This is a genomic window from Pseudoalteromonas rubra (assembly GCF_005886805.2).
In the GTDB taxonomy this organism is placed as follows: Bacteria; Pseudomonadota; Gammaproteobacteria; order Enterobacterales; family Alteromonadaceae; genus Pseudoalteromonas; species Pseudoalteromonas rubra_D.
In genome coordinates this window covers 2,593,668-2,615,443 of sequence record NZ_CP045429.1, presented here as the reverse complement: position 1 = coordinate 2,615,443, position 21,776 = coordinate 2,593,668, and the positions used below count along the sequence as shown (strand labels likewise).

Annotated in this window: 28 protein-coding genes and 1 pseudogene; 25 read left to right on the top strand and 4 right to left on the bottom strand. The window is 39.5% G+C overall.

Annotated elements, in window-relative coordinates:
* Positions 1-69: 69 nt before the first annotated feature.
* The 8 genes from CWC22_RS11330 to CWC22_RS11295 all read left to right on the top strand — a co-directional run bounded on the left by CWC22_RS11330 (position 70) and on the right by CWC22_RS11295 (position 6,549).
* Positions 70-456 (top strand): hypothetical protein, encoded by a 387-nt coding sequence (locus CWC22_RS11330; protein WP_138536488.1) that lies wholly within the window; start codon positions 70-72, stop codon positions 454-456.
* A gap of 105 nt (positions 457-561) precedes the next feature.
* The gene (locus tag CWC22_RS11325) at positions 562-1,068 is read left to right on the top strand and encodes a DUF2199 domain-containing protein (protein ID WP_138536490.1); all 507 of its coding nucleotides are present in this window, start codon (positions 562-564) and stop codon (positions 1,066-1,068) included.
* Positions 1,069-1,188: 120 nt separating this feature from the next.
* Entirely contained in the window at positions 1,189-1,581 is a 393-nt protein-coding gene (locus tag CWC22_RS11320; protein ID WP_138536492.1) for a hypothetical protein, read from the top strand.
* 474 nt (positions 1,582-2,055) lie between these two features.
* Positions 2,056-2,481: a hypothetical protein gene (locus tag CWC22_RS11315; RefSeq protein WP_138536494.1), complete on the top strand. Its 426-nt coding sequence runs from the start codon at positions 2,056-2,058 to the stop codon at positions 2,479-2,481.
* A 435-nt stretch (positions 2,482-2,916) separates the two neighbouring features.
* The gene (locus tag CWC22_RS11310; protein WP_138536496.1) at positions 2,917-3,432 is read left to right on the top strand and encodes a hypothetical protein; all 516 of its coding nucleotides are present in this window, start codon (positions 2,917-2,919) and stop codon (positions 3,430-3,432) included.
* Positions 3,433-4,168: 736 nt separating this feature from the next.
* On the top strand, positions 4,169-4,369 hold the full coding sequence (locus CWC22_RS11305; RefSeq protein WP_138536498.1) for a hypothetical protein: 201 nt from the start codon (positions 4,169-4,171) through the stop codon (positions 4,367-4,369).
* A gap of 1,129 nt (positions 4,370-5,498) precedes the next feature.
* Positions 5,499-5,948 (top strand): hypothetical protein, encoded by a 450-nt coding sequence (locus CWC22_RS11300; RefSeq protein ID WP_138536500.1) that lies wholly within the window; start codon positions 5,499-5,501, stop codon positions 5,946-5,948.
* Between the two features lie 46 nt (positions 5,949-5,994).
* A complete protein-coding gene (locus CWC22_RS11295; protein WP_206074233.1) occupies positions 5,995-6,549 on the top strand; it encodes a zinc-ribbon domain-containing protein in 555 nt (184 codons plus the stop codon).
* A gap of 1,012 nt (positions 6,550-7,561) precedes the next feature.
* Here CWC22_RS11295 and CWC22_RS11290 read toward each other — a convergent pair.
* Positions 7,562-8,137 carry a TetR/AcrR family transcriptional regulator gene (locus CWC22_RS11290; protein ID WP_138536502.1) on the bottom strand — a complete coding sequence of 192 codons (576 nt, stop codon included), beginning with the start codon at positions 8,135-8,137 and terminating at the stop codon, positions 7,562-7,564.
* A gap of 144 nt (positions 8,138-8,281) precedes the next feature.
* On the opposite strand from CWC22_RS11290, the gene CWC22_RS11285 reads away from it, so the two are divergent.
* The 3 genes from CWC22_RS11285 to CWC22_RS11275 all read left to right on the top strand — a co-directional run bounded on the left by CWC22_RS11285 (position 8,282) and on the right by CWC22_RS11275 (position 9,821).
* A complete protein-coding gene (locus CWC22_RS11285) occupies positions 8,282-8,698 on the top strand; it encodes a GFA family protein (RefSeq protein ID WP_138536504.1) in 417 nt (138 codons plus the stop codon).
* A 108-nt stretch (positions 8,699-8,806) separates the two neighbouring features.
* Entirely contained in the window at positions 8,807-9,169 is a 363-nt protein-coding gene (locus CWC22_RS11280) for a hypothetical protein (RefSeq protein WP_138536506.1), read from the top strand.
* A gap of 154 nt (positions 9,170-9,323) precedes the next feature.
* Positions 9,324-9,821, top strand: a complete 498-nt coding sequence (locus tag CWC22_RS11275) for a DinB family protein (RefSeq protein ID WP_138536508.1) — start codon at positions 9,324-9,326, stop codon at positions 9,819-9,821.
* Positions 9,822-9,850: 29 nt separating this feature from the next.
* Here CWC22_RS11275 and CWC22_RS11270 read toward each other — a convergent pair.
* A pseudogene (locus tag CWC22_RS11270) lies at positions 9,851-10,473 on the bottom strand (IS110 family transposase).
* A gap of 345 nt (positions 10,474-10,818) precedes the next feature.
* Here CWC22_RS11270 and CWC22_RS11265 point away from each other — a divergent pair.
* The gene (locus CWC22_RS11265; protein WP_138536512.1) at positions 10,819-11,400 is read left to right on the top strand and encodes a hypothetical protein; all 582 of its coding nucleotides are present in this window, start codon (positions 10,819-10,821) and stop codon (positions 11,398-11,400) included.
* A 584-nt stretch (positions 11,401-11,984) separates the two neighbouring features.
* Positions 11,985-12,191 (top strand): hypothetical protein, encoded by a 207-nt coding sequence (locus CWC22_RS11260; protein WP_138536514.1) that lies wholly within the window; start codon positions 11,985-11,987, stop codon positions 12,189-12,191.
* Positions 12,192-12,504: 313 nt separating this feature from the next.
* Here CWC22_RS11260 and CWC22_RS11255 read toward each other — a convergent pair whose 3' ends face one another.
* Together CWC22_RS11255 and CWC22_RS11250 are read right to left on the bottom strand one after the other, a co-directional pair.
* Positions 12,505-13,167: a cupin domain-containing protein gene (locus tag CWC22_RS11255; RefSeq protein ID WP_138536516.1), complete on the bottom strand. Its 663-nt coding sequence runs from the start codon at positions 13,165-13,167 to the stop codon at positions 12,505-12,507.
* Between the two features lie 25 nt (positions 13,168-13,192).
* Positions 13,193-13,972: an SDR family NAD(P)-dependent oxidoreductase gene (locus CWC22_RS11250; protein ID WP_138536518.1), complete on the bottom strand. Its 780-nt coding sequence runs from the start codon at positions 13,970-13,972 to the stop codon at positions 13,193-13,195.
* Positions 13,973-14,072: 100 nt separating this feature from the next.
* Between CWC22_RS11250 and CWC22_RS11245 the strand changes: the two genes are divergently transcribed.
* The 12 genes from CWC22_RS11245 (at position 14,073) to CWC22_RS11190 (ending at position 21,774) form a co-directional block, all read left to right on the top strand.
* Complete coding sequence (locus tag CWC22_RS11245) at positions 14,073-14,414, top strand: winged helix-turn-helix transcriptional regulator (protein WP_138536520.1); 342 nt, start codon at positions 14,073-14,075, stop codon at positions 14,412-14,414.
* A 97-nt stretch (positions 14,415-14,511) separates the two neighbouring features.
* Positions 14,512-14,802 carry a hypothetical protein gene (locus CWC22_RS11240; protein WP_138536522.1) on the top strand — a complete coding sequence of 97 codons (291 nt, stop codon included), beginning with the start codon at positions 14,512-14,514 and terminating at the stop codon, positions 14,800-14,802.
* Positions 14,803-15,315: 513 nt separating this feature from the next.
* Complete coding sequence (locus CWC22_RS11235; RefSeq protein WP_138536524.1) at positions 15,316-15,666, top strand: bacterial transcriptional activator domain-containing protein; 351 nt, start codon at positions 15,316-15,318, stop codon at positions 15,664-15,666.
* Positions 15,667-16,018: 352 nt separating this feature from the next.
* Complete coding sequence (locus tag CWC22_RS11230; protein WP_138536526.1) at positions 16,019-16,327, top strand: hypothetical protein; 309 nt, start codon at positions 16,019-16,021, stop codon at positions 16,325-16,327.
* Positions 16,328-16,432: 105 nt separating this feature from the next.
* Entirely contained in the window at positions 16,433-16,774 is a 342-nt protein-coding gene (locus CWC22_RS11225; protein ID WP_138536528.1) for a hypothetical protein, read from the top strand.
* Between the two features lie 103 nt (positions 16,775-16,877).
* Positions 16,878-17,234: an immunity 53 family protein gene (locus CWC22_RS11220; RefSeq protein WP_171044990.1), complete on the top strand. Its 357-nt coding sequence runs from the start codon at positions 16,878-16,880 to the stop codon at positions 17,232-17,234.
* A gap of 3 nt (positions 17,235-17,237) precedes the next feature.
* A complete protein-coding gene (locus CWC22_RS11215) occupies positions 17,238-18,260 on the top strand; it encodes a hypothetical protein (protein ID WP_138536532.1) in 1,023 nt (340 codons plus the stop codon).
* Between the two features lie 196 nt (positions 18,261-18,456).
* Entirely contained in the window at positions 18,457-18,993 is a 537-nt protein-coding gene (locus CWC22_RS11210; RefSeq protein ID WP_138536534.1) for a DUF6896 domain-containing protein, read from the top strand.
* Between the two features lie 26 nt (positions 18,994-19,019).
* Positions 19,020-19,376, top strand: a complete 357-nt coding sequence (locus tag CWC22_RS11205) for a hypothetical protein (protein ID WP_138536536.1) — start codon at positions 19,020-19,022, stop codon at positions 19,374-19,376.
* Between the two features lie 250 nt (positions 19,377-19,626).
* The gene (locus CWC22_RS11200) at positions 19,627-20,358 is read left to right on the top strand and encodes a hypothetical protein (protein ID WP_138536538.1); all 732 of its coding nucleotides are present in this window, start codon (positions 19,627-19,629) and stop codon (positions 20,356-20,358) included.
* A 154-nt stretch (positions 20,359-20,512) separates the two neighbouring features.
* A complete protein-coding gene (locus CWC22_RS11195) occupies positions 20,513-21,040 on the top strand; it encodes a hypothetical protein (protein WP_138536540.1) in 528 nt (175 codons plus the stop codon).
* 428 nt (positions 21,041-21,468) lie between these two features.
* Positions 21,469-21,774, top strand: coding sequence for a hypothetical protein (locus CWC22_RS11190; protein WP_138536542.1), 306 nt, complete (start codon positions 21,469-21,471; stop codon positions 21,772-21,774).
* Positions 21,775-21,776: the final 2 nt, after the last annotated feature.

The window sequence follows — 21,776 nt, the reverse complement described above, 5'->3', positions numbered from 1 at the left end:
TCGGTACGTTACGCATTTTAGCCAAACATTATCAGCCCCTAAAAGAGGGCGTTATTTGCTAAGGAAAGTATGAAGTTAAAGTCACCACATATTCCACTAGGTATAACCTTTGAAGAAGGTTTGAAAATACTTCAAACTGTTTCGAGCGAAATTGAAAGATTTCACGAAGATAATGAAGACTTCTATAGAGCTAGCTCTGATGAGTTTTCCTGTGGATTTTATTTAAAAAGCGGTTTAGTAAGCTCTACATGGTATGACGACCCAACTGGTCGAGATTCAGAAGATGGAATAAACTTGAAAGTTACCTTGTACTTACAAAGGTACGGTGATATTTCAGAGTGGGAAGATGGCATCAATAACGGCTGGATTCAATTCTTTACAAATGAAAAATCTGGTGTTGGTTTGGCCTATGGTCTTCATAAAGATGTCATTAGATTTAATCAAATTGACAAATAACAAGGCGCTAAACAAAGACAAAATTAAATAAGCTCGTCGCTTCGCTCGATTTTAGCTTATTCAATTTTGCCTGTTAGCCAAGCGTTAGCCGTCAAGGAGTAATAATTGAGTAGTATATTCGCATTTAAGTGTTCTTCCTGTGGAGAGATGCATGAAGGGTCACCCAGTTTTGGATTCAGAGCGCCTGATCCTTACCTCGAGCAGCCTGAAGAAGTACAAAATGAAGGTAAGCTAGGCTCAGACTTGTGCTACTACAAGGATGAAGATGGTTACCACTACTTTATCAGAGTAATCTTAGAAATACCGATTATTGGAGTAGAAGACCCTTTTATGTGGGGTGTTTGGGTTTCTCTCAGTGAGTCTAGCTATAACCATTACGTAGAAACTTATGAACAACCAGATATCGACCGAGCCTACTTTGGGTGGTTGTGCAATTATCTACCTTACTATGAAAGTACGTATGCTTTGGCCACTGACGTACACCCTCAACCGGATGGTGCTCGTCCCTTAATCGTACTTCATGAAACTGACCATGAATTATATGAAAATTTTGTGAAAGGCCTTGAAATAAGCAAAGCTCAGAAAATCGCAGAACTTTGCATGCATGGCTAACAAAAAATTTAAGCAGACCCTCAACGCTGCACTTTCAGTTTGCAGGTAGTTTAGTGTTTAAGGTGTTATGCAGAAAAGGTCGCTAGGCGTTTCGGGCTACTTAATCGAGCGTTAAATGGCATGATGGAAGCAATATTTATATCAACCAATGGTACATATCTAGAAGCTACCCTTGAAATAGAGGGGAAGCAGTACTGTGTTATGGATGAATTGACGCTAGATATCGAAAACCTTCCCAAAATAGGCGAAAGCTTTGCATTTGAGTTTTCAAATTCCCTCGATGAAGATGAAAGTTGGGAATCAATTTTCCAATCTAACCCTGAAAAGAAAAAGTGCATTGAACAAGTTTCAGGCTGGAGATACAGAGCTTTCGGTCAAATAATTTCGATAAACCCAGTTACAGTTGATTGTGGCATTTTAAAGGAAGAAGATATAATCCATACAAATGATCCAAGTGTAGTTGGAGAGTTTATTAGTTTTACAATTAGCAGGCTCGGTGTGTATGCCATTTAACAAGTCAGTCAAAGCGGACGCATACTCGCTGGCCTATTTATTGCTAATCGCTTCGCGGAAAAAACGTCCATCAAGCATGCGCCGTTGCTGCAAGCATTATATTTCCATTGGAGTCTGTCGCGATTCTTAACAACGAGTATGAGGTCACAATAGCAAGTGATGTCAGTAACGGTCGAGATGGAATAGGAGTTGAGATTTATTTCAAGGGTAAGTTGATACTTGAGATATTTCGTGATGACACAAAAAAGTCGCGTGAAGTAACAACTTACGACAAAGATATCCCGCTAGAGGTTGTTGAAGCTTCTATCGAGTTATTCAAAAAAGAAATACCTTGGGATTTCCAAGATTAGTTCATTGGAAATATAAAAAGTTAATTAAACTGTGGACGCAAAACAGCAGGCTTGCGCTCATTCCTCGCTTAGTTTAGCCTGCTATTTCCCACTGTTTATTAAGGCGTTAGGTCTAGGTTTTAGCATGGAAGTAAAATTCGGGATTGGATTAGGTAATATTAGGTTTGGCATTGATCAAGTTACCCTAAAAAGGCTGATAGGAGAGCCCAACAAAATAGACACCGATAATGATGGGCTGCTGCTTCTTCAATACAACAAACTTAAGTGTACGTTTTGGATGGATGAAACTGACAGGCTTCACTGGATTCAATGCTCAAATCCAACGTTATTAATTCAAGGTGTTAACATAATAGGCTTAGAGGTGCTGGTTGCTATTTCTAAACTTAAGGTAATCATCGAAACGCCTTTTGAATTTGAAGATTATGGCTCAATGGAAAGTTACTCCTTTCCGGAACAAGAGCTTGAGATTCAATCTGAGTACGGTGTTGTTACTACCGTTTGTTTTGGTCATTTCTGGAAAGATGATGAACCGCTGTATACTAATGCCTAACAAGTTACTAAAAAGGATGTAAAACGCTGGCTTGTGCTTCTTCGTTGCTAATCTTAGCCAAGCATTTATGCGCCCATTAGTAAGGCGTTAGAAGTCATCAATATAGATAGGGTAGTTATTAAATCAGGTAACACCGCCGCTATCCTTACTTTTAGTGAGCGTGACGGCGATTGTTTCTCAGTTACCTATGAAAGTCCTTCTGTGAAACTCAGGGAAAGGGTTTCGGGATACACCGACTGCGAATTCCTCGTTAATCTCTTTGAGTTCATTGCTAAGGAATGGAAAGGTTGGGATGGTGCCCAATAATGGGTGTCTATTGAGGGTGAATCTTAGCGTGTTCGTGCCTCACTAATTATGGTCAAGTATTATTGGCTCGTTATTCGAGGCGTTATATTTTGATTAAAACTTTGATTTTATAAAGATGGGTAAGTTAGTTTGTCAGTCGTTAACCTGTTATGGAATAAAAAAATTGCTCTTACCTCAGATTCTTTAGAAGGTTTCAAAGAGTTGAAAGGAGACTTGTGGGAGTATTTAGTTAAAGATACTAATAATACCTATAGAGTGTTCCGAAGCTTTTTTGACAATAAGTATTACGTTTATGAATTGATAGAACCGAAAGGTGAAACTTTGATAGCCAAGCTTCACTGCAATGGCGACTTTGAAACATACTTAAACAAAAAGACGATTAAAGATTTTGTATGGTTTGGTAGCCAATATAGCAATTTAGCCGAAGGTAAGTTAAAAATTGACAACTACAGTAAAATTTATTTAAACGATGAATTGGTAGCTTTTGTCGGTGGAGAAAATAGGGTGAATTGGTTTTTTAAGGTTGTTTTACATGGTCGTAAAATTCGCTATCGGAAATGGAGTGGAATTAAATATAATTCCTTTCGGATTAATGAGAGACTAGCCTTATCTCTAGTAGTATCATATATGGCTAATTTGGACTAAAAAACGCCGTTACTTATGGCGTTATATTTTCAAGGAAGGTTTATGAAGTTTTTAATTTTTGTAGCAATAGGGCTCTTTTCGTCTTCTAACCTTGCTGATTATGATTTTAATGTTAAACGATCAAATGATGAAGTTGATGATTGACTAATCTAAAAAAGTCCTACATACAGAGAAATGGTTAAAGATATTAGATCCAGACCTATATTCCGTACCTATATAATAAAAGATGCTATTTCCGTTAGATCAGGGAATACATATGCTAGAGACGAGGGGTTAGAGATACATGTAAACCCTAATCTTTTACCAGCGAGAAAGATTTCTACAGTAATTTTTGAAATGAGCAATGCATATTTTAATCCTGAGCACCAAAAAATAGACAGACTTGTAGACAAAGGCTTTTTTAAAAAAAAGAAGAATTTGGATTGGCCCATGAGATTTATGAGTACGAGGCGATAAGTAAGCATAGTTCTGTGATTGGCGACATCAATAATGCTTGTAACAGACTCCCAAAGGATTTTTATCACCTTGTGTCGATTAAAAATCGAATTTTTAAAAATAAAAAATTCTGAGTTTAGATAGATATTTGGAAAATCAACTAAAATCAGGACATGCAGCCCATTATTATGGTTGGTTTTCAAAACGACAAAAAAGATAACTATCAGCTACAGCGGGTCAATTTAAGCTGCGCTTCAATTGCTCGCTGACTGGGGCGTTATATGCCCAGAGAGACATCCGAATGAGCTTTACTATTTTAGCTGAAGTAGAAGTTTTAAAAGTTAACGATAAAGACTTTCTGGCGAGATTTATTAATGGTGCTAGGCCAGCTATTTCTTATAAAAGCTTGGAAACTTCTGGTGCATCTTTTGCGTCATGCTCTATTAATCTGGGTAATGTCGAAGAAGTATTTCCTGGTGACAAGTTGGAAGTGACTTTCTAAGTCCCGAAGTACATGAACCGCTGATGCATGTTGGTTTAGAGTTTGGTTTATATGCGGGCCCTTGGAAAATAGCAAAAGGCAAAGTTTCCTTTTTGTCTTAAGGGCATATAACAAATTACTCGAAAGGGCGCAAAACGCTTGGCATGCGCTCCTTCGTGACTAATTTTAGCTAAGCATTTATGCGCCTATTAGTAAGGCGTAATGCATCTATGGAGTTACCTTGCTTAGATTGGCAATATTCGCTTTATCATTGGTAATAGTGGGTTGTAGTTCATATCAACCAATTGAAGGCTATCCTGAAAATGGCGCTAGTGGATTCTCTGAACAAAAGCTAGGTGAACAATCATTTCTTGTTCAAGTTGATGGTACTAGTAATGAATCGTACGAGAAGTTGAGGTTTAAGCTGCTACGCAGATCCGGAGAACTTTGCCCAGGTTCATTTACCTTGACCAATTATACGATGAAGCAAGGGTTTGTGATTCATGCAAAACGAGTTCATTGGCCATACGTAACTGCTAATTTAAAGTGTACTTCACCTCCAACAGACAATTCAGTTTTGTTTACAAATGGTGTATAACAAGACCTTGAAGGGCGGGGTTAAATCAGTTGGCTATGTTCATGCCTCACAATTTAGTTAAACGATTTCAATCGCTTATGGTGTCTTCATGTTTTTCAGGGTTAAGCAATGAAGCTAATCGGTAGCAAAATGGAATTAGATTTTCGTGAGCAGTTAATGGCATCACGAGATAGCTTTCGCTCTGATTCAAGCTGAAGCAAGTTCTTGAGTCCAGTGGGCATTCTACAGTCAATGGCTGTGTCCCATACAGTATCTCTGAACAAACTGAAGATATCTATCTTGTTCTTATTAATAGCTCATGTCTCATCAGTGTCGAATTCGCTCGCTCCGATCTATCAGAGCAGCCGCTACTTGAGCGTATTGAACTTCAAGATTATAAGCGTGGACTAAGCCGGTCAAATCAGGTTAAGCTCTTTGTTGCACAAAATATAGCCGGCGGGCAAACATAACAAGCGCATCAAAGTCGACCCAATAAGCGCCTACTGGGCCGGCTCAAGGCTTAAAAGTATGGGCGCCTAATGCGGGCGTTATGTGTAATCAAGAGAGATAGTTATGTATGAGTCGTTTGACGATTATTTAGAGTATATGAGGGCTCGCAAGGGGAAGATTCCCGTCCATGTCTACGAGTTTGCCACTGATGTAAATCGCCATGATCTTGAGAGTCCGCAATCATTACATGACTCTTGGGTTACAAGCATCAATATTAAAGAGCATAGAAACAAAGAAAGGCCATTTAACCCGAGTACAACTATAGAGATCGAATTGCTTGGGCCAATGCATGACCGAAATATAGTTCTAAAATATGAAGAAATAGAATCATATGCTTTTGAGGGTACTAAAAATCCGTATAACTATGCAGACACATACCATGGCGATATAGTTTGCCATGAAGTTAGGCTAACTGAGGGTGGTTACCTGTTACATGAAATTCTTATGGCATCAGAAGCTACCATTAAAATAGTGTGTAAGAACATTACCTGTAATGAGCAGGTTTACACCTAACAAGAGAATCTAGGTGACGCCTTCCGCGGACCCAATTAGGCGTTATGTGCACAGAAGATTTGAGGTTACTTTGACAGAGATTGATTATACACAATATACGCTTGAGGAATTACTTGAATGTAAAGAGAGTATTGATGGTGAAGCTTATCCAGAACGATTAGCACAAATCAATATATTAATTAAAGAGCGGATCAAGGATAAACCAGTTCAAAGGGTATCTATTGCTGATGAAGATGGAAATATTGCTTCGATTAAAACAGGTAGAGCTCCATCTTTTGGGTTAGGAGTAGGAGAGATTGCAGGCAGCATTTTATTTGGTTTGATTTGGTTAAATCAAACGGATAATGAAAGCTACTTTCATTTAATTGGCTACTTTGTAATTTTATCTGGTTGCATTTCAGGTGCGTATCATTTGTACAATGCATTTGCGAAAAATCGTTTCTCGGCACAAGATATTGTCGCTCATGACAAAGAAAAGGACCCGTTTGAATCAACTTTAAACAGGCTGTCAAATGGGAGTGATAATAAGTATTGTGGTGACTGCGGCACTGAAGTCGAAAAAAGGTATAAATTTTGCCCTAAATGCGGAAACAAGTTTTAGGGGGAAAGCGCATAACAAAGTCGTAAATGCGGACAAAAAGCAGTGGGCATTGCTCGTGCCTCAAAAAATTTTTAGCCAGCTATTTTATTGCCGCTTAGTAAAGCGTTAAATTTCGTGGGGCATCGTATCAATCAAAGAATATTGAAGAAACGTTTCAGGCGACTAGAGGCTGATTTGGGCAATACATTGAAGCAGCAGGGAGCCAACATTTCGAATTCAGAATTCTTGAGTACCTTAGATTTCTGGGTTAGCTATTATGTAACGTGTCTCCTCAGGAAAACGGAGCTTCCAAGTGACTTTTGGTGCGATGGCTCGAGATGGAATAACGAACGACATTCTCTAGAATTTTATGAGTTGTCAAAATACCGGTATTTTTTAAAGTGTGAGTTAGATATCCAAGATGAAAAATCATGTTATGACGGGACTCTCTTGGCAGATTTCGAGTATGACCTGAAATTTAAAAAATTTATCTCTTACAAAATTATGCTATCGGTAGAGGATAATGAGTATCTGTTTTCATCGATGGTGAAGTGAAAATTTAATAAAGCCATGAACGGGACACCCTGCCGATCTCGAAGTGCTAGAAAGTGTCGTGAATACATTGGTTTGGTCAGGTTTGGTGCGAGCACGTGCCTGTTATCACAACGTTATGTGTAAATGGAGAGTACATGCCACCGCATTCACTTAATGCAAGACTCAACCATGTTGTATCGCAAGGTGTGGAAAATGCATAAGATGCAATTTCAAAAAATAACCTTAAGAGTGCCCAAGTTGAGCTGGAACATGTCAAAGTGGTTACAAGCTTACTCGATCAATATTTGTTGTATGGAGCCAAAGCTGGTAATTTTACCGAAAGGCTATATGACTACTGTTTAATATATAAACCAGCATATATTAAAACAGCTTACTCTCAATACCTTAACAATATGTATGTCCCTTGGCAGTGTTCAGATCATGCAATTGGGCTCATAATTACTGGTTAACTCAGGAGTAATATACATATAATAAGGTGTTATATTCCTCCCAGCTTTGCGCCAGCTTCTCGCCTGCATGCTTCTAATAAACTATGAATAGAATCTAGATCCTGAAGCTTTCGCGCTATAGCTACTGCCCCGATAATCATTGCAGTTACCGACAAAATATCTTGCTCGTCACAATCCGTGTAACTTTTCGCGTATTCCATAATTGCTGCATTCATACCGTGAAAAGTGTTCGCGTAAGCGATATTGGCATCACCATTCTTCATGTTGATGTCTGTAACTAAGAACGCGAGAGGGCATGGATTCTTTCCTTTTACGTGATCCATACTTAGGTATTCATTTAACAACAGGCATAGCCATTGTTTATTTGATAAATCTTCAGGTTTAAGGTTGGCAAGCTTGGTACTGCTGGTAGCGAAATTTAATGCTTCACGGTAAAGCTCTGCTTTGCTTGTAAAGTGCGCATAAAAAGCGCCTCGGGTAAGTCCACAGCTTCTCATCAAATCATCGATTGTAACGCCTTCAAAACCTTTTAATACAAACTGCCTGAAGGCACTATCAAGAATTTTTTCGCGGGTTTTATTTTTGTGCTCCTTTGTATAGGGCATAAGGCTAGGCCTTCTCATATTTATATATGTTCTTTATCATATATAAATTCTGCTCTAGGATGAAGTCGATCTTTGGATGGGGAAAGTCAATATGAATTTGATTTCATCCTATCCATTTCTGAAATCAACCACACTGGAGATAGCATGGAAAAACACATTGGAAGTTGTCGTTGCGGGGACATTGAATTTTGTTTTGATAAAGATCCTATAAATTCTATTTTTTGCTATTGTAAAGACTGTCAAGCGCTTACTGGATCGGATAAATGGTTTGGGCTTTGGGTGCCAATAGAAAACTTTTCTTTTACTAAAGGTACACCTTCCTCGTATACGCGTTCTGGAGGTTCAGGAAAAGAGGTACATTATCACTTCTGTAGTACTTGTAGCACAGCTTTGTGCGCAGAGGTAACAGCGGGTAATTTTTACTCAGTATCGGCAACTTCATTAAAACATAATAACTTCACTCCAAAAATGTCGATTTATGCATCTTCAGCACCATCGTGGGCAACCTTTCCTGACAATGTTCCGAAATTTGACATTCTACCTCCAGGAATGGCAGGCTAAACGTATAACAAAAAAGCTGAAATAGGCTATGTGAACGGTAATATAACAAGGCGCTGAAACCGACTGCTAAAAATGGCTGAGCTCAGCGTTATGTGTTTAGGCTAATCAATGGCAATTGACGATATAAAATTTAATTTACATGATTCTATTATTGTAGATATCTCTTTTGACGAAAGGGGCAGGCTTGAGGCCGTGGTACAGCTCTATGAGATTTTCTATGTTGAAAAGCCTACTGTAAAACTAATACTAAGTGGAATCTTTAATTCTTCAAACGTTAGAGACCTTGTGAGTGACATCAATGCTGCTCGAGAGGATGGTTGGCTCGGTTATCGAATCAACAGGTTTCAATATGACTCCAAAGAAGCATGTTCCACCGGAAATTTGCATTTTTACTTAGATATTGACCATTTTTGGCCTGTAACAATTCACTGTAAGAAAATAAATTTTCTAGAAGTGGCTAGAAATACATAGCAAGCCGCTTAGTTCGAAGCCAAACACTCCAGTTGTTTTGTGATTTGCTTCGTTCATTTTATCACAAGGTAACTTCCAAATTTGCCTTCGGTTAGCAGGGCGTTAGGTGCAGGTTGAGTTTTGCAATTTTTAAACGAATAACAATGGAGAAAGAATGGACTTTTCTAAGGCGTTTCAATATAAAAAGTGGGCAAATAATGAATTGCTTGATATTGGAGAGCAGCAGTTATCAATGCTTTCAGAAAGTGATGCTACCTTTTTCGTTCGAATCTTAAATCATACAACAGTCGTTGATAGCCTGTTCATCAGCAGAATTTTAGGCGAGCCTGACAAATATAATGGTGACAATACCGTTGAGACTCCAACAATATCGGAGCTGCGAGATATAATGAATCAAAACGACTCATGGTTAGTTCAGTATACGGGAGATGCATCGAAGGAAGAATTAGAAAAAGTTGTTTCATTTAAGTTTGTTGATGGTGATACAGGGCAGATGTCAATCGAAGAGATTTTACTCCATTTGTTAACGCATGGTAGTAACCATCGTGGTATGGCATCTAGGGTACTGGCAGAAAATAAATTAGAGCGTCCCAAAGACACATTCACACGCTATCTTCATCAATTAGAGCCTTCAAGAAGAGTCGGGGGCTAGCACTTAATAAGAGATTATGGCGTCAATCACTAAATTTCAGCAATTGGCGCTTCCCACATTGTTTCGTCTCTAAACATCGAGTTCAAGGTAACAACCATCTTTCTAACACAGGCGGTTAGGGCAACTTTTTTCAGCTTTCCTTAGGTGAACAGATATTCCGGGCATGACTCGAGCAGTTTGATGATTCTTTTTTCAATTTTTTGGATCTGATCTTTGAAGGCGGTTAGGAGCGGTTTTATTGTCGTCGCCAATTTGTAATGTAACTGCCCCATAAGCCGCATAGGTTCGGGCTTTAGTTTCGATAGAGAGCTTGATTGCTGCGCCGTAGTGTGCAATCAGCTTGGCGTCTAGTTTATCGTTTTTGCTTGCTGACCGATAGCACCGGCGAAGCGTTTCAAATGAATGGGGTTGGCAATAACGAACAGTAAACTTGCTTTGGAGCATGCAAGAGTGAATGGCATCTCGAGCCTGCCTGTGGCCTTAATAACGATTCGTTCAGGCTTATACGGCATATTTTTTGAGTCGTCTCACGGACCCGTTGCTCGTCATTATTGACAGTGAAGTGAATATCTAAAGGTCGTATATAAATGTTGAGCTGAAACTTGCCGGTATCGACACCAATGTTGATGCTTTGATTTGTTTTGGTATTCATATAAGCTAACTCATGCTTGCATAATGCGGGCTCGAGGCCCAGTAGACTATTCTAGTGGGGTGCTTGGAGTCTTTTACAGCGTTCATTCTTGTTACTGGTCTCTCAATAGAGGAGCCAACATTCAATCGAACTACTGTGAAAGAAGGCTTTGGTTGCAACTAAAGCCTGGGATTCACTTTCCCCTAAATCGGTAAAATAAGTAAATTTGATAGGTCGATTATCTATACAATCGTATTAAAGCCGACCCATTACACGCTTGTTGGGTCGGGACAAGGCCTTAAAAGACTAGCAAGCGAGTAATGGGTGCCTTATGCAGACGTTAGTTTTTAAACGGGTAAATCACATATGAAATGCAATTTTATCTTATCAGCCATTTTATTTATCTTCTTAATCGGTTGTACTGTAAAACCGTTAACTTTAGATAAAAGTACAGGTTTTTTCCCTGCCAACAAAACTGTTAGTCAGGAAGATGTTAGAGTTAAGTTACCAATAAAAGGTAAAAGTGGGTATCAATTTGTATATTTATCTCAATACATAAAACCCGAGCTGCATGATTCTATTCAAGAATCCTACCGAACACTTCATACTCAATCACTATCTCAATTGAATATGGGTAAGGTTCTTAACTCAAAACAATTCAAGGAGTTAATGTCTCAGAATGGTATCGATAAAAAAAATGTATCATTTAGTAATAGCGGGCTAACTAAGTTAGCGAAAAAAGTTGGTCCATTCTTGAAAATACATATACGATTAGAAGCCGAGAATAGTGAATGGGACCGCTATACAATCGAAGTTTTTGATCCAGTACAAGGTAAAGAAGTGTTCAATGTTTCTACTGTGCCTTTAATATTGTTTACGACTGAAAAAGATATGATATACCCATCAATTAACGAATTAATAAAGTGGTGGGAAGGCCAAGAAAACTAACAAGCATATCAACGGGCTAGGCTAATCAAGCTTTGCTTGGTCGAGCCTTACTAATTTAAGTCATGCATTATTGGCCCGTTATTCAAGATGTTGTAATCTTATGGAACATAGATGATAAATTCGGATTTAGCGAGATATAACTTAAAGTTTGTTGAAAAGTCAGTTTGGATTGCCTTGTTTGGATTATGTGCATTAATTGCTCTTCTTGCTAATTATGATAGAGCCGATTTCGCAGTCTTAACTGGTATTCTTATAGGGCTAATTATTGGCGTTGTTAGTCCTTATTTATGGCGAAAAGATTACAAATTTTTGAATATAATTATCCCAAATTTTTTGTTGGTTTTTCCTGGAATTCATTTCATAAATTCAACAGACAGCGTTAATGTCGCATTCCAGTTCTATTCGAGTGTTATTTACATTTCTGGTTGTTATTGGTTGGTTTTCAAAGAAAAGTTAGTTAGGTATTTGAAGTAGGTTTATAACAAGCGATGCAATTCGGATACAAAATCCTGGCGCTTTTTTCAAAAACATGCGACATAATTTTTTACCGCTTAGGCGTTGTCAGGCATACATCACGGAAGCATATGTCAAATTTAAAAATAGCTAAAAAGCTTTGTAACTTTTTAATCGAAGATGCAAAAGAAGATCTATCTCTGGTCGGAAATCTTGCAGACCTGTCAGGCTTCGATTTCCACGAGCAGGTAGTTGAATTAGTCCTGAGTCAGTTCAAGGAAGCATATGGTGGCCTTTGGGTCGGGGGGGGCAGTCACCCTTACTCAAGATCATATTAATTTTACCCCAAACACCTTGAACGGGATATTCCATAAGGGCGACAATGCGCTTAGCATTCCTCTAAAGCATATCTTCAATATTGACCTAGAATTTGGCTTCTTGACGAAAATCATCGCTGTCACAACACCGTACGGGATCTTTAAATTTAGATGCTTTGGTGCACAGAGCTTCATGAAGAAGATTGAAAGCCAAATACAGCACAGAAATGCCTAACAAACGCATTAAAACCAATCTATTGCACGCTTTCTGGTTTGGCACCAGGCCCCAAAATATCAGCAAGCGTGTAGTGGGGGCCTTATGCGGACGTTCTGTTTACAAATGACCCACCTTTACATAAATCAATGCGCCATCCTCTTTCGTAAAAGGCGTATGCTGGCTCATGTGTGGGCTACGAAGCCAGGTGCCTTTGGGATATTGGCCGTGCTCATCGTAAAACGTGCCTTCTAATACAGAGATTTCTTCCCCTCCCCAATGGGTGTGCGATTGAAATTGAGTGTGAGGTGCCCATTTCACTAAGGCTACCTTCTCACCTTTAAACTCATGCAACGGTATTACCGTTAGCCCATCTACAAGCCCTGGCTGCCACGGGTGGTTTTGAGTGTCTATCATTTTTTGCTCTGTGTCGTCCTGAGCAAATTGATGTAGCTTTACCAATACAGTTGCACCTTCTTTACCTATTTTTGGTGTGTGAGATGTACCAATTGGGTTGCGCACATAGCTCCCCTTTGCGTAGTTTTGATGCTCGTCCGAAAACACACCATCAAGTACTAAGAATTCTTCTCCACCACTATGAGTATGCGACGAAAACGTTGTGTATGGGGCATAACGAACGATAGAGGTTGCTCGTGCGACTTCATCTCCAATGCGGTCGAGCATCATACGCTCAACACCAGGCATCGGAGAATCAACCCACTTATAGTCGGCGGGTCGAATTACGACACGCTGCTTGAAATCAGCATTGATCAAAGTAGTCATATTGGCCTCCAATAAAGATTGTTGCCTAATTTCGGCCAGCAATAACACCGCCGTCAACGTCCCAAATCGCGCCTGTTATCCAGCTTGCACTTTCGTTCAAAAGAAACATGATAGCGTTGGCAACGTCATCTGGTGTGCCAATACGACCAATGGGGTGGAAACTGTCAAAACCTGCAAGGGCATCATCCACTTCTGCCGGATCGATAAAAGTTTCGTAAATGGGCGTTTTCACAACCGCAGGTGATACAGCATTCACCCTAACATTATGGTCGGCCAGTTCCATTGCCATGTGCTGCGTTAACGCGTGTAATCCTGCTTTTGCCATTGAATAAGCAGAAGAGGGGGTTGCTTTGATCGCCTGCTTAGCCCACATGGAACCAATATGAACAATGGAGCCACCTCCATTGTTACGCATATTTTGGGATACGGCTTGGCTTATAAAGAAGGTAGCCCGATTCAGTAGAGCATATGCATCATAATCCTCTGAACTGTGTTCTAAATATGGCTTAGGGTTAAAGTAACCTGCCGAATTAATAAGGTATTGGATATGCCTTTCGTCCGAGTTTATCGTTTGAATGACTCTGTCAACATCTTGTTGCTCATAGAGATTGGCTTGTATTGTCTCAATATGAATGTCACTGCTCGCTAATGCGGTTAACTGAACCCTGGCCGACTCCAGCTTTTCAGCGTTGTTGCCCAAGATAATAACACTGCTCCCTTGAGCGACGAGTTGTTTTGCGGCTGCCAGGCCCATTCCGCTCGAACCGCCGACGATTAATGCAATGTTTGAAGTTGTCATAGATATTCTCCGATGTATGTTAAGGTACGGAGATAATTTATCGAATCACTATAGCGTTAAAAAGTAAGTACAAATTGGTAAGGTAGGTACTTTTTGGTACATCTTTATGAAAGACAGAGAAAAAAAATATTTGAGAAAAACCGCACCGACTGAAAGTGCAAAGATAGTGGAGACTATTTATGGCTGCAAATGGTCTCTTACGGTTTATCAGCTCTTGGCTGATGGAATCAATCGGCCTGGTGAAATGGTGCGTAGCATTGAAGGTTTAACCACCAAAGTTCTGAACCAGTGCCTGCGTAAAAATACGGAGTTTGGGATCCTGGAGCGAATTTCTTATAATGAGGTGCCACCAAGGGTGGAGTATAAAGTCACTGATTTCGGGGCCAAATTTATGAAAGTCCTTGATGAGCTTGAAAAACTACAAGATGAAATCGAAAATAAATTATAACAAGCGCGTCAACTCAGATTCATGAATTTACTCTCTGTCAGCGAGAATTTTTACTCTTGATTCATTTCTTTCTAATAGAACATGTGAAGAATTTATCGTGCGGGCGGAAAAAGATGGGTTTCGTTCTGCTGATGTTGATACCAAAAAAGGACGGTCTCATTTAACTCACATTAGAAGTAATGAACGAGTAGATTGGGTTTCTGAAAAACTGACTGAGGATTGGTGGAATAAGCTTTCGCACCATCTTTTCCCAGAAATAGAGGGTAGAAAGGCTATTGGGCTATCTCCTCTCTTTCGTTTCTATCGCTATATAGCTGGCCAGAAATTTAATATGCACAAAGATGAAAGGCATGACGTTGCTGGAAACACTACGATGATGACTCTTTAAGTCTACCTAAATGAAGGTTATAAAGGTGGCAGCACCAGGTTCCGGTAAGATGAAGTGGAGAACCATGCCGTGACAGGCCTGGCGGCCATCTTTAGTATCAGAGCACTATGATAGAGCCCGGTAATAACTACATGTTTCGTGCCGATATAGTTTTCAAGAGTTAACAAGGCTATTCTCTGGAACAGAAGTCCTTCGTGGCAATTTATGCACTACGTTGCCGCTACGTTAACATAAATTATAACTACAGCCAGCAGTCATGTGATAGCGGCGTTAGTTGCGCTTGAGTAGCTTTTCTTTAGCTCCATTAAACTTGATAGGTTCATATATTGGTGCAATGATATTGTTACTTGCCGTTGTTCACCATTTACTTGCAAAACAGGTGCGGCATTACACATTACACGCATAACAACGTCAGGACTAATAAAGCTTGACTTGGTTCGTGCCTCACCAATTATAGTTAGGCATTATCAGCCCCTTTTGCGAGCGTTATGTTACGCTACTGGAAGTTATAAAATGGAAAAAATAGATATCATACTTTCTCTGCTTGTCGTGTTGGTGGCGTTACATACTTTTGGCGCACTATTTCGAACCTACAATGATTGGTATCGTGATGGTGGTAAACTCTATAGTTTTATTCAGCGAGAGCTTAGTAAGGGAAATTTCGAATCTGCGTTGTCTTCTTGTGAACGCCATCTGGCACGTTGTCCTCACGATGGGCAGCTTTTGTACTTCAAAGCAAAGGCGTTATACAAACTAGGTAAAACTACGGAAGCTCTTGCCGCGTTTGAAGTGCTTAAAAAATTAGAACCTGTATGGTCTGAAGACGCTGACAGTTACATACATAGTATCAAGTCCTCAACATAACAAGTTACGCGGTCTGACATTTTGAATTTTGCTCCGTTTTTTGCAGGGCCAGTGGCCTACTTTACATAAAACTCTATAGTAAGGCGTTATGCACCATGGCAAGTATGAAGAAAATCTTCAACGGCATTGACGTAACTTTAATAAATGAGCCTCATTATTCGATCAACTCGACTGATAATCTTCGTTCATATGAAATGGAACTTTGTAGAAATATAAAAAGCGAATATTCTTCAGCACACGGCCTGTTCTTAGGTGAAATTGACAACCCTGAATCATCTGTAATTTTTTGGGTGTTGGTGGGGTAACAGGAGTTCACCAGTACTCTTTTACTATTAAGAATGATATTTGTTATGTGGCTTCAGGTGATTCTGTCTTCTCACTAAAGCTTCCTACTCTAGAGCTTATATGGGTAGAAAAAGTTGATTTTGCCACTTGCTTTGGTGTCTTTTGGGTGGATGGATATGATTGTTTAATTTCTTGGGGAGAGTTAGACATATGTAGGTTAAATTCCTCAGGTGACAAAGTATGGAGCATATCAGGCCCTGAAATCTTTACCGAGGGTTTTGAATTCGATGGTGACTATGTATTAGTTACGGACTTCGACGGTATAGTGCATAAAATCTCTATTGAAACTGGAGAGTCGGTGCCACTTGATAAATAACAAGCCATTATAGTGACGCGGTTGCTCTCAATTTGTTCGGTTCCGTTTCGCTTCACAATTTTAGCAAGCTATTATGAACCTCTGAATGGAGATTAGTCGTCAGGTATGAAACAAATAGTCCTAAGTCCTCAAAATGGTTGGCAATTAGATCAGCTAAACATGAACGTCATAACGAAAATTTATAACACCTTCACACCGCTTTACGAAAAGAAGTTGGTTAAATATTTAACTTTTACGGTAGAAGCCAGCTCTTTCGAAGACAAAGATGGAAACACCCTTTGGTTTGAGTTTTTCATGCAAGAAGATATACGCGAAGAAGGGCACTTAATTAAACTGGAAGTATATTGCAAAGACTGGTTAAAGGACTCAAAAAGCCTTATCGTACAGCATGCATATAGAATTAAAGAAAAATTTGGCTTAACGGATATTATACAAAATGATGACTAACAAAACACTCAAGTCGCTCACTGAGACGCAAACACGTGGCGGTTTCGCCAATTTTGCCACGCGTCTGAACCCCTTAGCTTAGCATTAAATGCCGAACGGAACTATGAGTAACCTCGAAAGACTACAAGCTTGGTATCAAGCCCAATGTAATGAAGATTGGGAGCATCAATTCGGTGTAAAAATAAGCACCCTCGATAATCCAGGGTGGAAACTAGAGATCGATTTAGAGGGAACTGAGTTAGAAAAGGCCCAATTTGATGAACTAAAGGTAAATTATGATTCAGAATCTGATTGGATAATTTGCCAAGTAAAGGATCGTAAGTTTGTTGGGGCTTCTGGTCCCTTATTACTAGATAAAATGGTTGCTGCATTTCTTGAATGGAGTGACAGCATTCAAAAAATCCAGGCTAGGGACGCAGTAAACTGCGCCTCTGCTAAAAGCGTTAAGAGGCAAGAATAGTAGGTGCAACAATCACACATTATGGAAAATAAGGTTATTTCTGCAGTGAGAACTTTTGCTAACTCGATAAACTCAGGTAGTAAAGTCGTCGCTGATATGACTGAACTAATCGAAGTTACATCTCAGTTGCCGCTTTCGAGTTTTGACTATTGGGAACGGATTATTCGTGCAGAATTTTCTTCCGCTATAAAGGGGTCTAATCCTCCTAAGTGGCAGGTATGGTCAAGGCCCAGGGAGTTAGTAACATGGCTTGATCTTATTAGCTGGGATGGTTACAAACGTGAAAAAGCACTTCGAGTCCTATCTGGGGCTGCACCAAATACTTTCTTTTTTTCTCTTGCAGTGCGCAGGCTCAATGATTGGGTACCACAAGTGCGTAAAGCCGCAAGGGAGATACTCCCTGAGGTAGCAAGGTCGACAGACCCTGCATATGTAGCTGACGCACTCTGTATCGCGCTTTCGAATTGGAATTCCTGGGGCAGGATAGAAGAGGCGGATAAAGAGGTTCTTCTAAAAATCATCTCTGAAGAAGAGATAGCAAAGTCCCTTCGATCTAAGTTGATTCTGTCTGCTTCTGGGCCTATGCCATCACTCTTTTCTCAGCTTGGCCGCACTCCGATACTCGATGGGCAAATTGAAGAAATAGCTAAATCTGCTATCCAGCCCTCAGTTCGAGCTAAGGCATATCGCAGCTTATTTGAAGGGCATGTTGTATGGGTCGAAGGTCGAAAATGGGTGTGGACTGATATAAGGTACTGTGAGAGCCGGTTAAAACCTGTGGTTGGAGAGCGGAAGTTAGAAATTGAAACTCCACTAATAGACCTACTAAAGAGATCATCTGAAGATCGTTCATCCATCGTTAGGCGCGTTTCGGCCGAGATTCTAATACGAGAGTTAGGTAATCTAGGTATAAATGCCAAAGTGTTTGCGGAACGCTTTGCTTCAGATAGCTCACACGCTGTATCTGAAAGGGGTGAATTTGCCTTAAAGAAATTAGACGAGGCAGAGCGTACCAATGTTTTTTAGTAAGCGTATGCATGGGACCGCTACAAACCTGCTGCAAATGCAGGCGTTATGTGGTCGAATGCCTGATCCTGTTCGTAGATATTACATATCATCTTTTTTCCTGCCATCGGTTGAAAAACTTATAAGATTGGTAGAGTGAGAGAGGCATTTAGTACTGACATTTCCCTCCTGGATGCCCCATTCAAAAAGGGAGAAATTGATAGTCAGATTGAGGCGTGAACTACCTGAGAATTACAGTGTTTTTGATCCTGGAAGCCGAAAGTACTGGAGTTACGTAACAATAAAGCAAGTCATCTCCAAACCGGAAATTTATCGAATAATTCCAGAGATTAAGCATGCAGCTAGCGAGTTTAGAAAGCAATCAGAGTGGTTAGCAAGAACAATCACCGAATTGAATGACATTCCGCTAACTGAATTGTGGGATAAGTCTGACGAAATAGAGATCTTTCCTGATGGCTGGCGGTGTTATCATCATGGCGCGCATTTTTTTTGTGAAAATATCGATTCGGGTCAGGTTATTGAGGTACCAATCTGGTATGGTGAGGAGTTTGGTGTACTTGACCCATATTTCTTTGCTGAGTTTATTGATACAACACAGTCATTAAGTATGCCCGTGGGTATAATTGACTGGTACTATGATATGTCTCGGGTTATGGATGTTATGGTGGAAATGGGTTTGTTTAAGAAAATAACGGGCACTAAATTTGGTGTAATCGGTATTGTCATCACCTAAGCATACCATCAAATACGACACGCCTTATGACAACGTTATACGTAATCGAAGGCCCTGTAACTGTGACAACTAAAAAGTTAATTATGCGTTTGCTTGGCGTTGTTGTCGGTATAGCATTTATTTTGATTGGGCTTTGGGTTTTAATTAACCCGATATACGGCGACTTAACTGAAGTACTTAACCAAATATTTCAAATACTATTAGGTTCGATGTTTTTGTTCTATGAAGTTACAGTTAGCGCCACAAGTCAGGAGCGGATTAAAGCGTTAAATAGCAAGCCGATTGTTATGCATGGCGGTATTGCTAAGCAAGCGAACCACACGTTTTATATTGTGTTTGGCAGTGGCAGGCCCTTTAATATTCCGGCTAAGCTCAATAAGTGAAAGTTGATTGCTATTGAGCAAGTTTCGGTTGCCGGCATTAGTGAATCAAGACGCCGACCATGAATCTGAGGGCAGTTTTTTCTGAGCATATCGTGTAGAATAGTGATGATACGCGTGGTGATATTATCTGGTTAGCTTTGGGCAAAATAAATTTGTTCAAAGGGTGGCGTGAGTATCCATTACATTGATTTAATTATTCATATCTGGGGGCTCTCAGAGCGCAGCGTTATGTTTTCAGGAGAGTACGCACTTGTCTATTAATTGGAATGAAGCTGACTATTCAGGTTATGAGTGGGTTTTAGATAAGCCAGAAGAGCAGTTTGATATTGAAGAAGGCTTTAATAATGACAGGCTTATATTGTGCGGTCCTTCTAATAAGTTAGGCTTAAGTGCATACCAAGAAAAGAAAGTGCGAGATGGTTGGGTTAAAATATTGCCAACCTTAGAGCGTGTTGAAATGTTATGGGTAGCGCCAAAAGTTAATCAATACCTTTTTGATGCCATTTGTGACATGCCTAATTTACGAGGCCTTTCGATAAAGCACTCTAGTATAAAGAACATCAATTTTAAAAAGTTATCTAACTTAGTGTACTTCAATTTAGGGAGTTCTACTCAGTTAGGTAATTTGAATGGAATTGAACAACTAACTAATATAAAGTGGCTGGCATTTGAAAATATAAAAAATATTTCAGATATCCGGGAGCTCGCTCAATTAATAAATCTAAAAGTTCTTAGCCTTAACGGAAGTACGTGGACAACTCAAAAGTTAGATACGCTATCTCCTATAAGGAGCTTAAAGAATTTAGAGCGCCTACGCCTTGTAAATACGAGAGTACTTGATAAAAGCCTTGAGCCATTGCATAACTTACCCAATCTGAAAAGTGTTGACTTAGCCCTGTGGTGGCCTGATGAACAAGTGAGTGCGTTGCAGCAAGCTAATTCCAGACTGCTTAAGAACTGGAAGGAGTGGCGAGATTGGTAGCTAAGCAAACATAACAAACACATCAAAAATGACGTCAAACGCTTAGCTGGCGTTCACTTTTTGCTAATTTTAGCCAAGCATTCTCCGTATTTTATGTTGGCGTTCGGTGCTTTCGGATATTTATGGATAATTCTCACATAAGTAGAGCTTGCTTATGAATATTATTTACCAACTTTCATCTGAGTTTATTTACTACAAGGCATTTTCTATACCCTTTGGTTTTGCGGTATTCGTCTTAATGTCTGCTGTTGTTTTTAAATTCCATTTTAAATTAAATGAACCGTTAACAAAGTCTGATATTGTTCGCTATAGAGAAAGTGTAAAATCTCTACAGCATGAGTTTTTTCCAACTATTTTAGTTATAGCTATAGTTATTTTTGTTCTTTTATCTTTTTTTTCTTATCTTAAAGTAGTATCTGAGTTGAGCCAGCTAGATGAGCTTTATAGTAATTCTGACTCTATCAAAGGAACGTTAAAAAGCTTGCATTTTTATCAGGAAGGCTGGGATTTTGTAAAATTTGAAGTTGGAGGTGTTGTTTTTGATTATAGGTTGGATGATAGGGGATTTTTTGATGTCGACCTCACCCAAATGGAGATAGATAAATTTGAAGGTAAAGTTGTAGAAATAAGGTTCACTGATGATTTAAGGATATTAGAGATCATTCAATTGAATAATGAGTAATGAATGTGTTTGTAGATTTGGTATGAACCAGTGAGGCATCTAACAAGCGCCTAAATCAAGGGGTCATAACACTTGGCTTAAGCTCCTTTTACGCTAACTATAACCAAGTATTTTAGTCTGTAAGGTGAGCCAAGGGTTGCCCCTCGTAATTGAGGCTCCCCAAGTTGATCTATACGTTTAATATTGTGCTTAGTGATGACAAAGATCTTCATACTTCGCCCAGCTCAGTGAGTGAAAGTGGATTGCTATCGCGCAAAGTGTCGATGTCAGGATTAATGAATCTAGACGCTGAACATGAATCTGGGGGCAGTTTTTTCTGAGCACATCGTGTAGGATGGTGGTATTACCTATGGTATTGCTACTTGATCGTTTTCTAGAGATATAAATAATTAAAAACAAAGGCTTGCGTTAAGTGAAATAGGAGAGTTATGGAAAACTGGCCAATCTATCTAGTATTGCTACTGGTTCATTTATTAGTGTTTGCGTCTTCCGCTTATGCGGTTTTGAGTTGTCCAATTAGAACTGCATTTGAAAAAATGAATTTAGTGTTATTGGCACTATTGGTTCCTATATTTGGCTCGATTATAGTGCATAATATTTTGCAGAAATACGTAAAACTTAAAGGCCAATGGGTGAATGTAAGTGACGGTACGTATTTAGAGCCCACAGGTTCGAAAGACGGTTCAGCAACTTCAGACATTGATGGCGATTCAGGAGGATCAGGTCCTGATTAAGC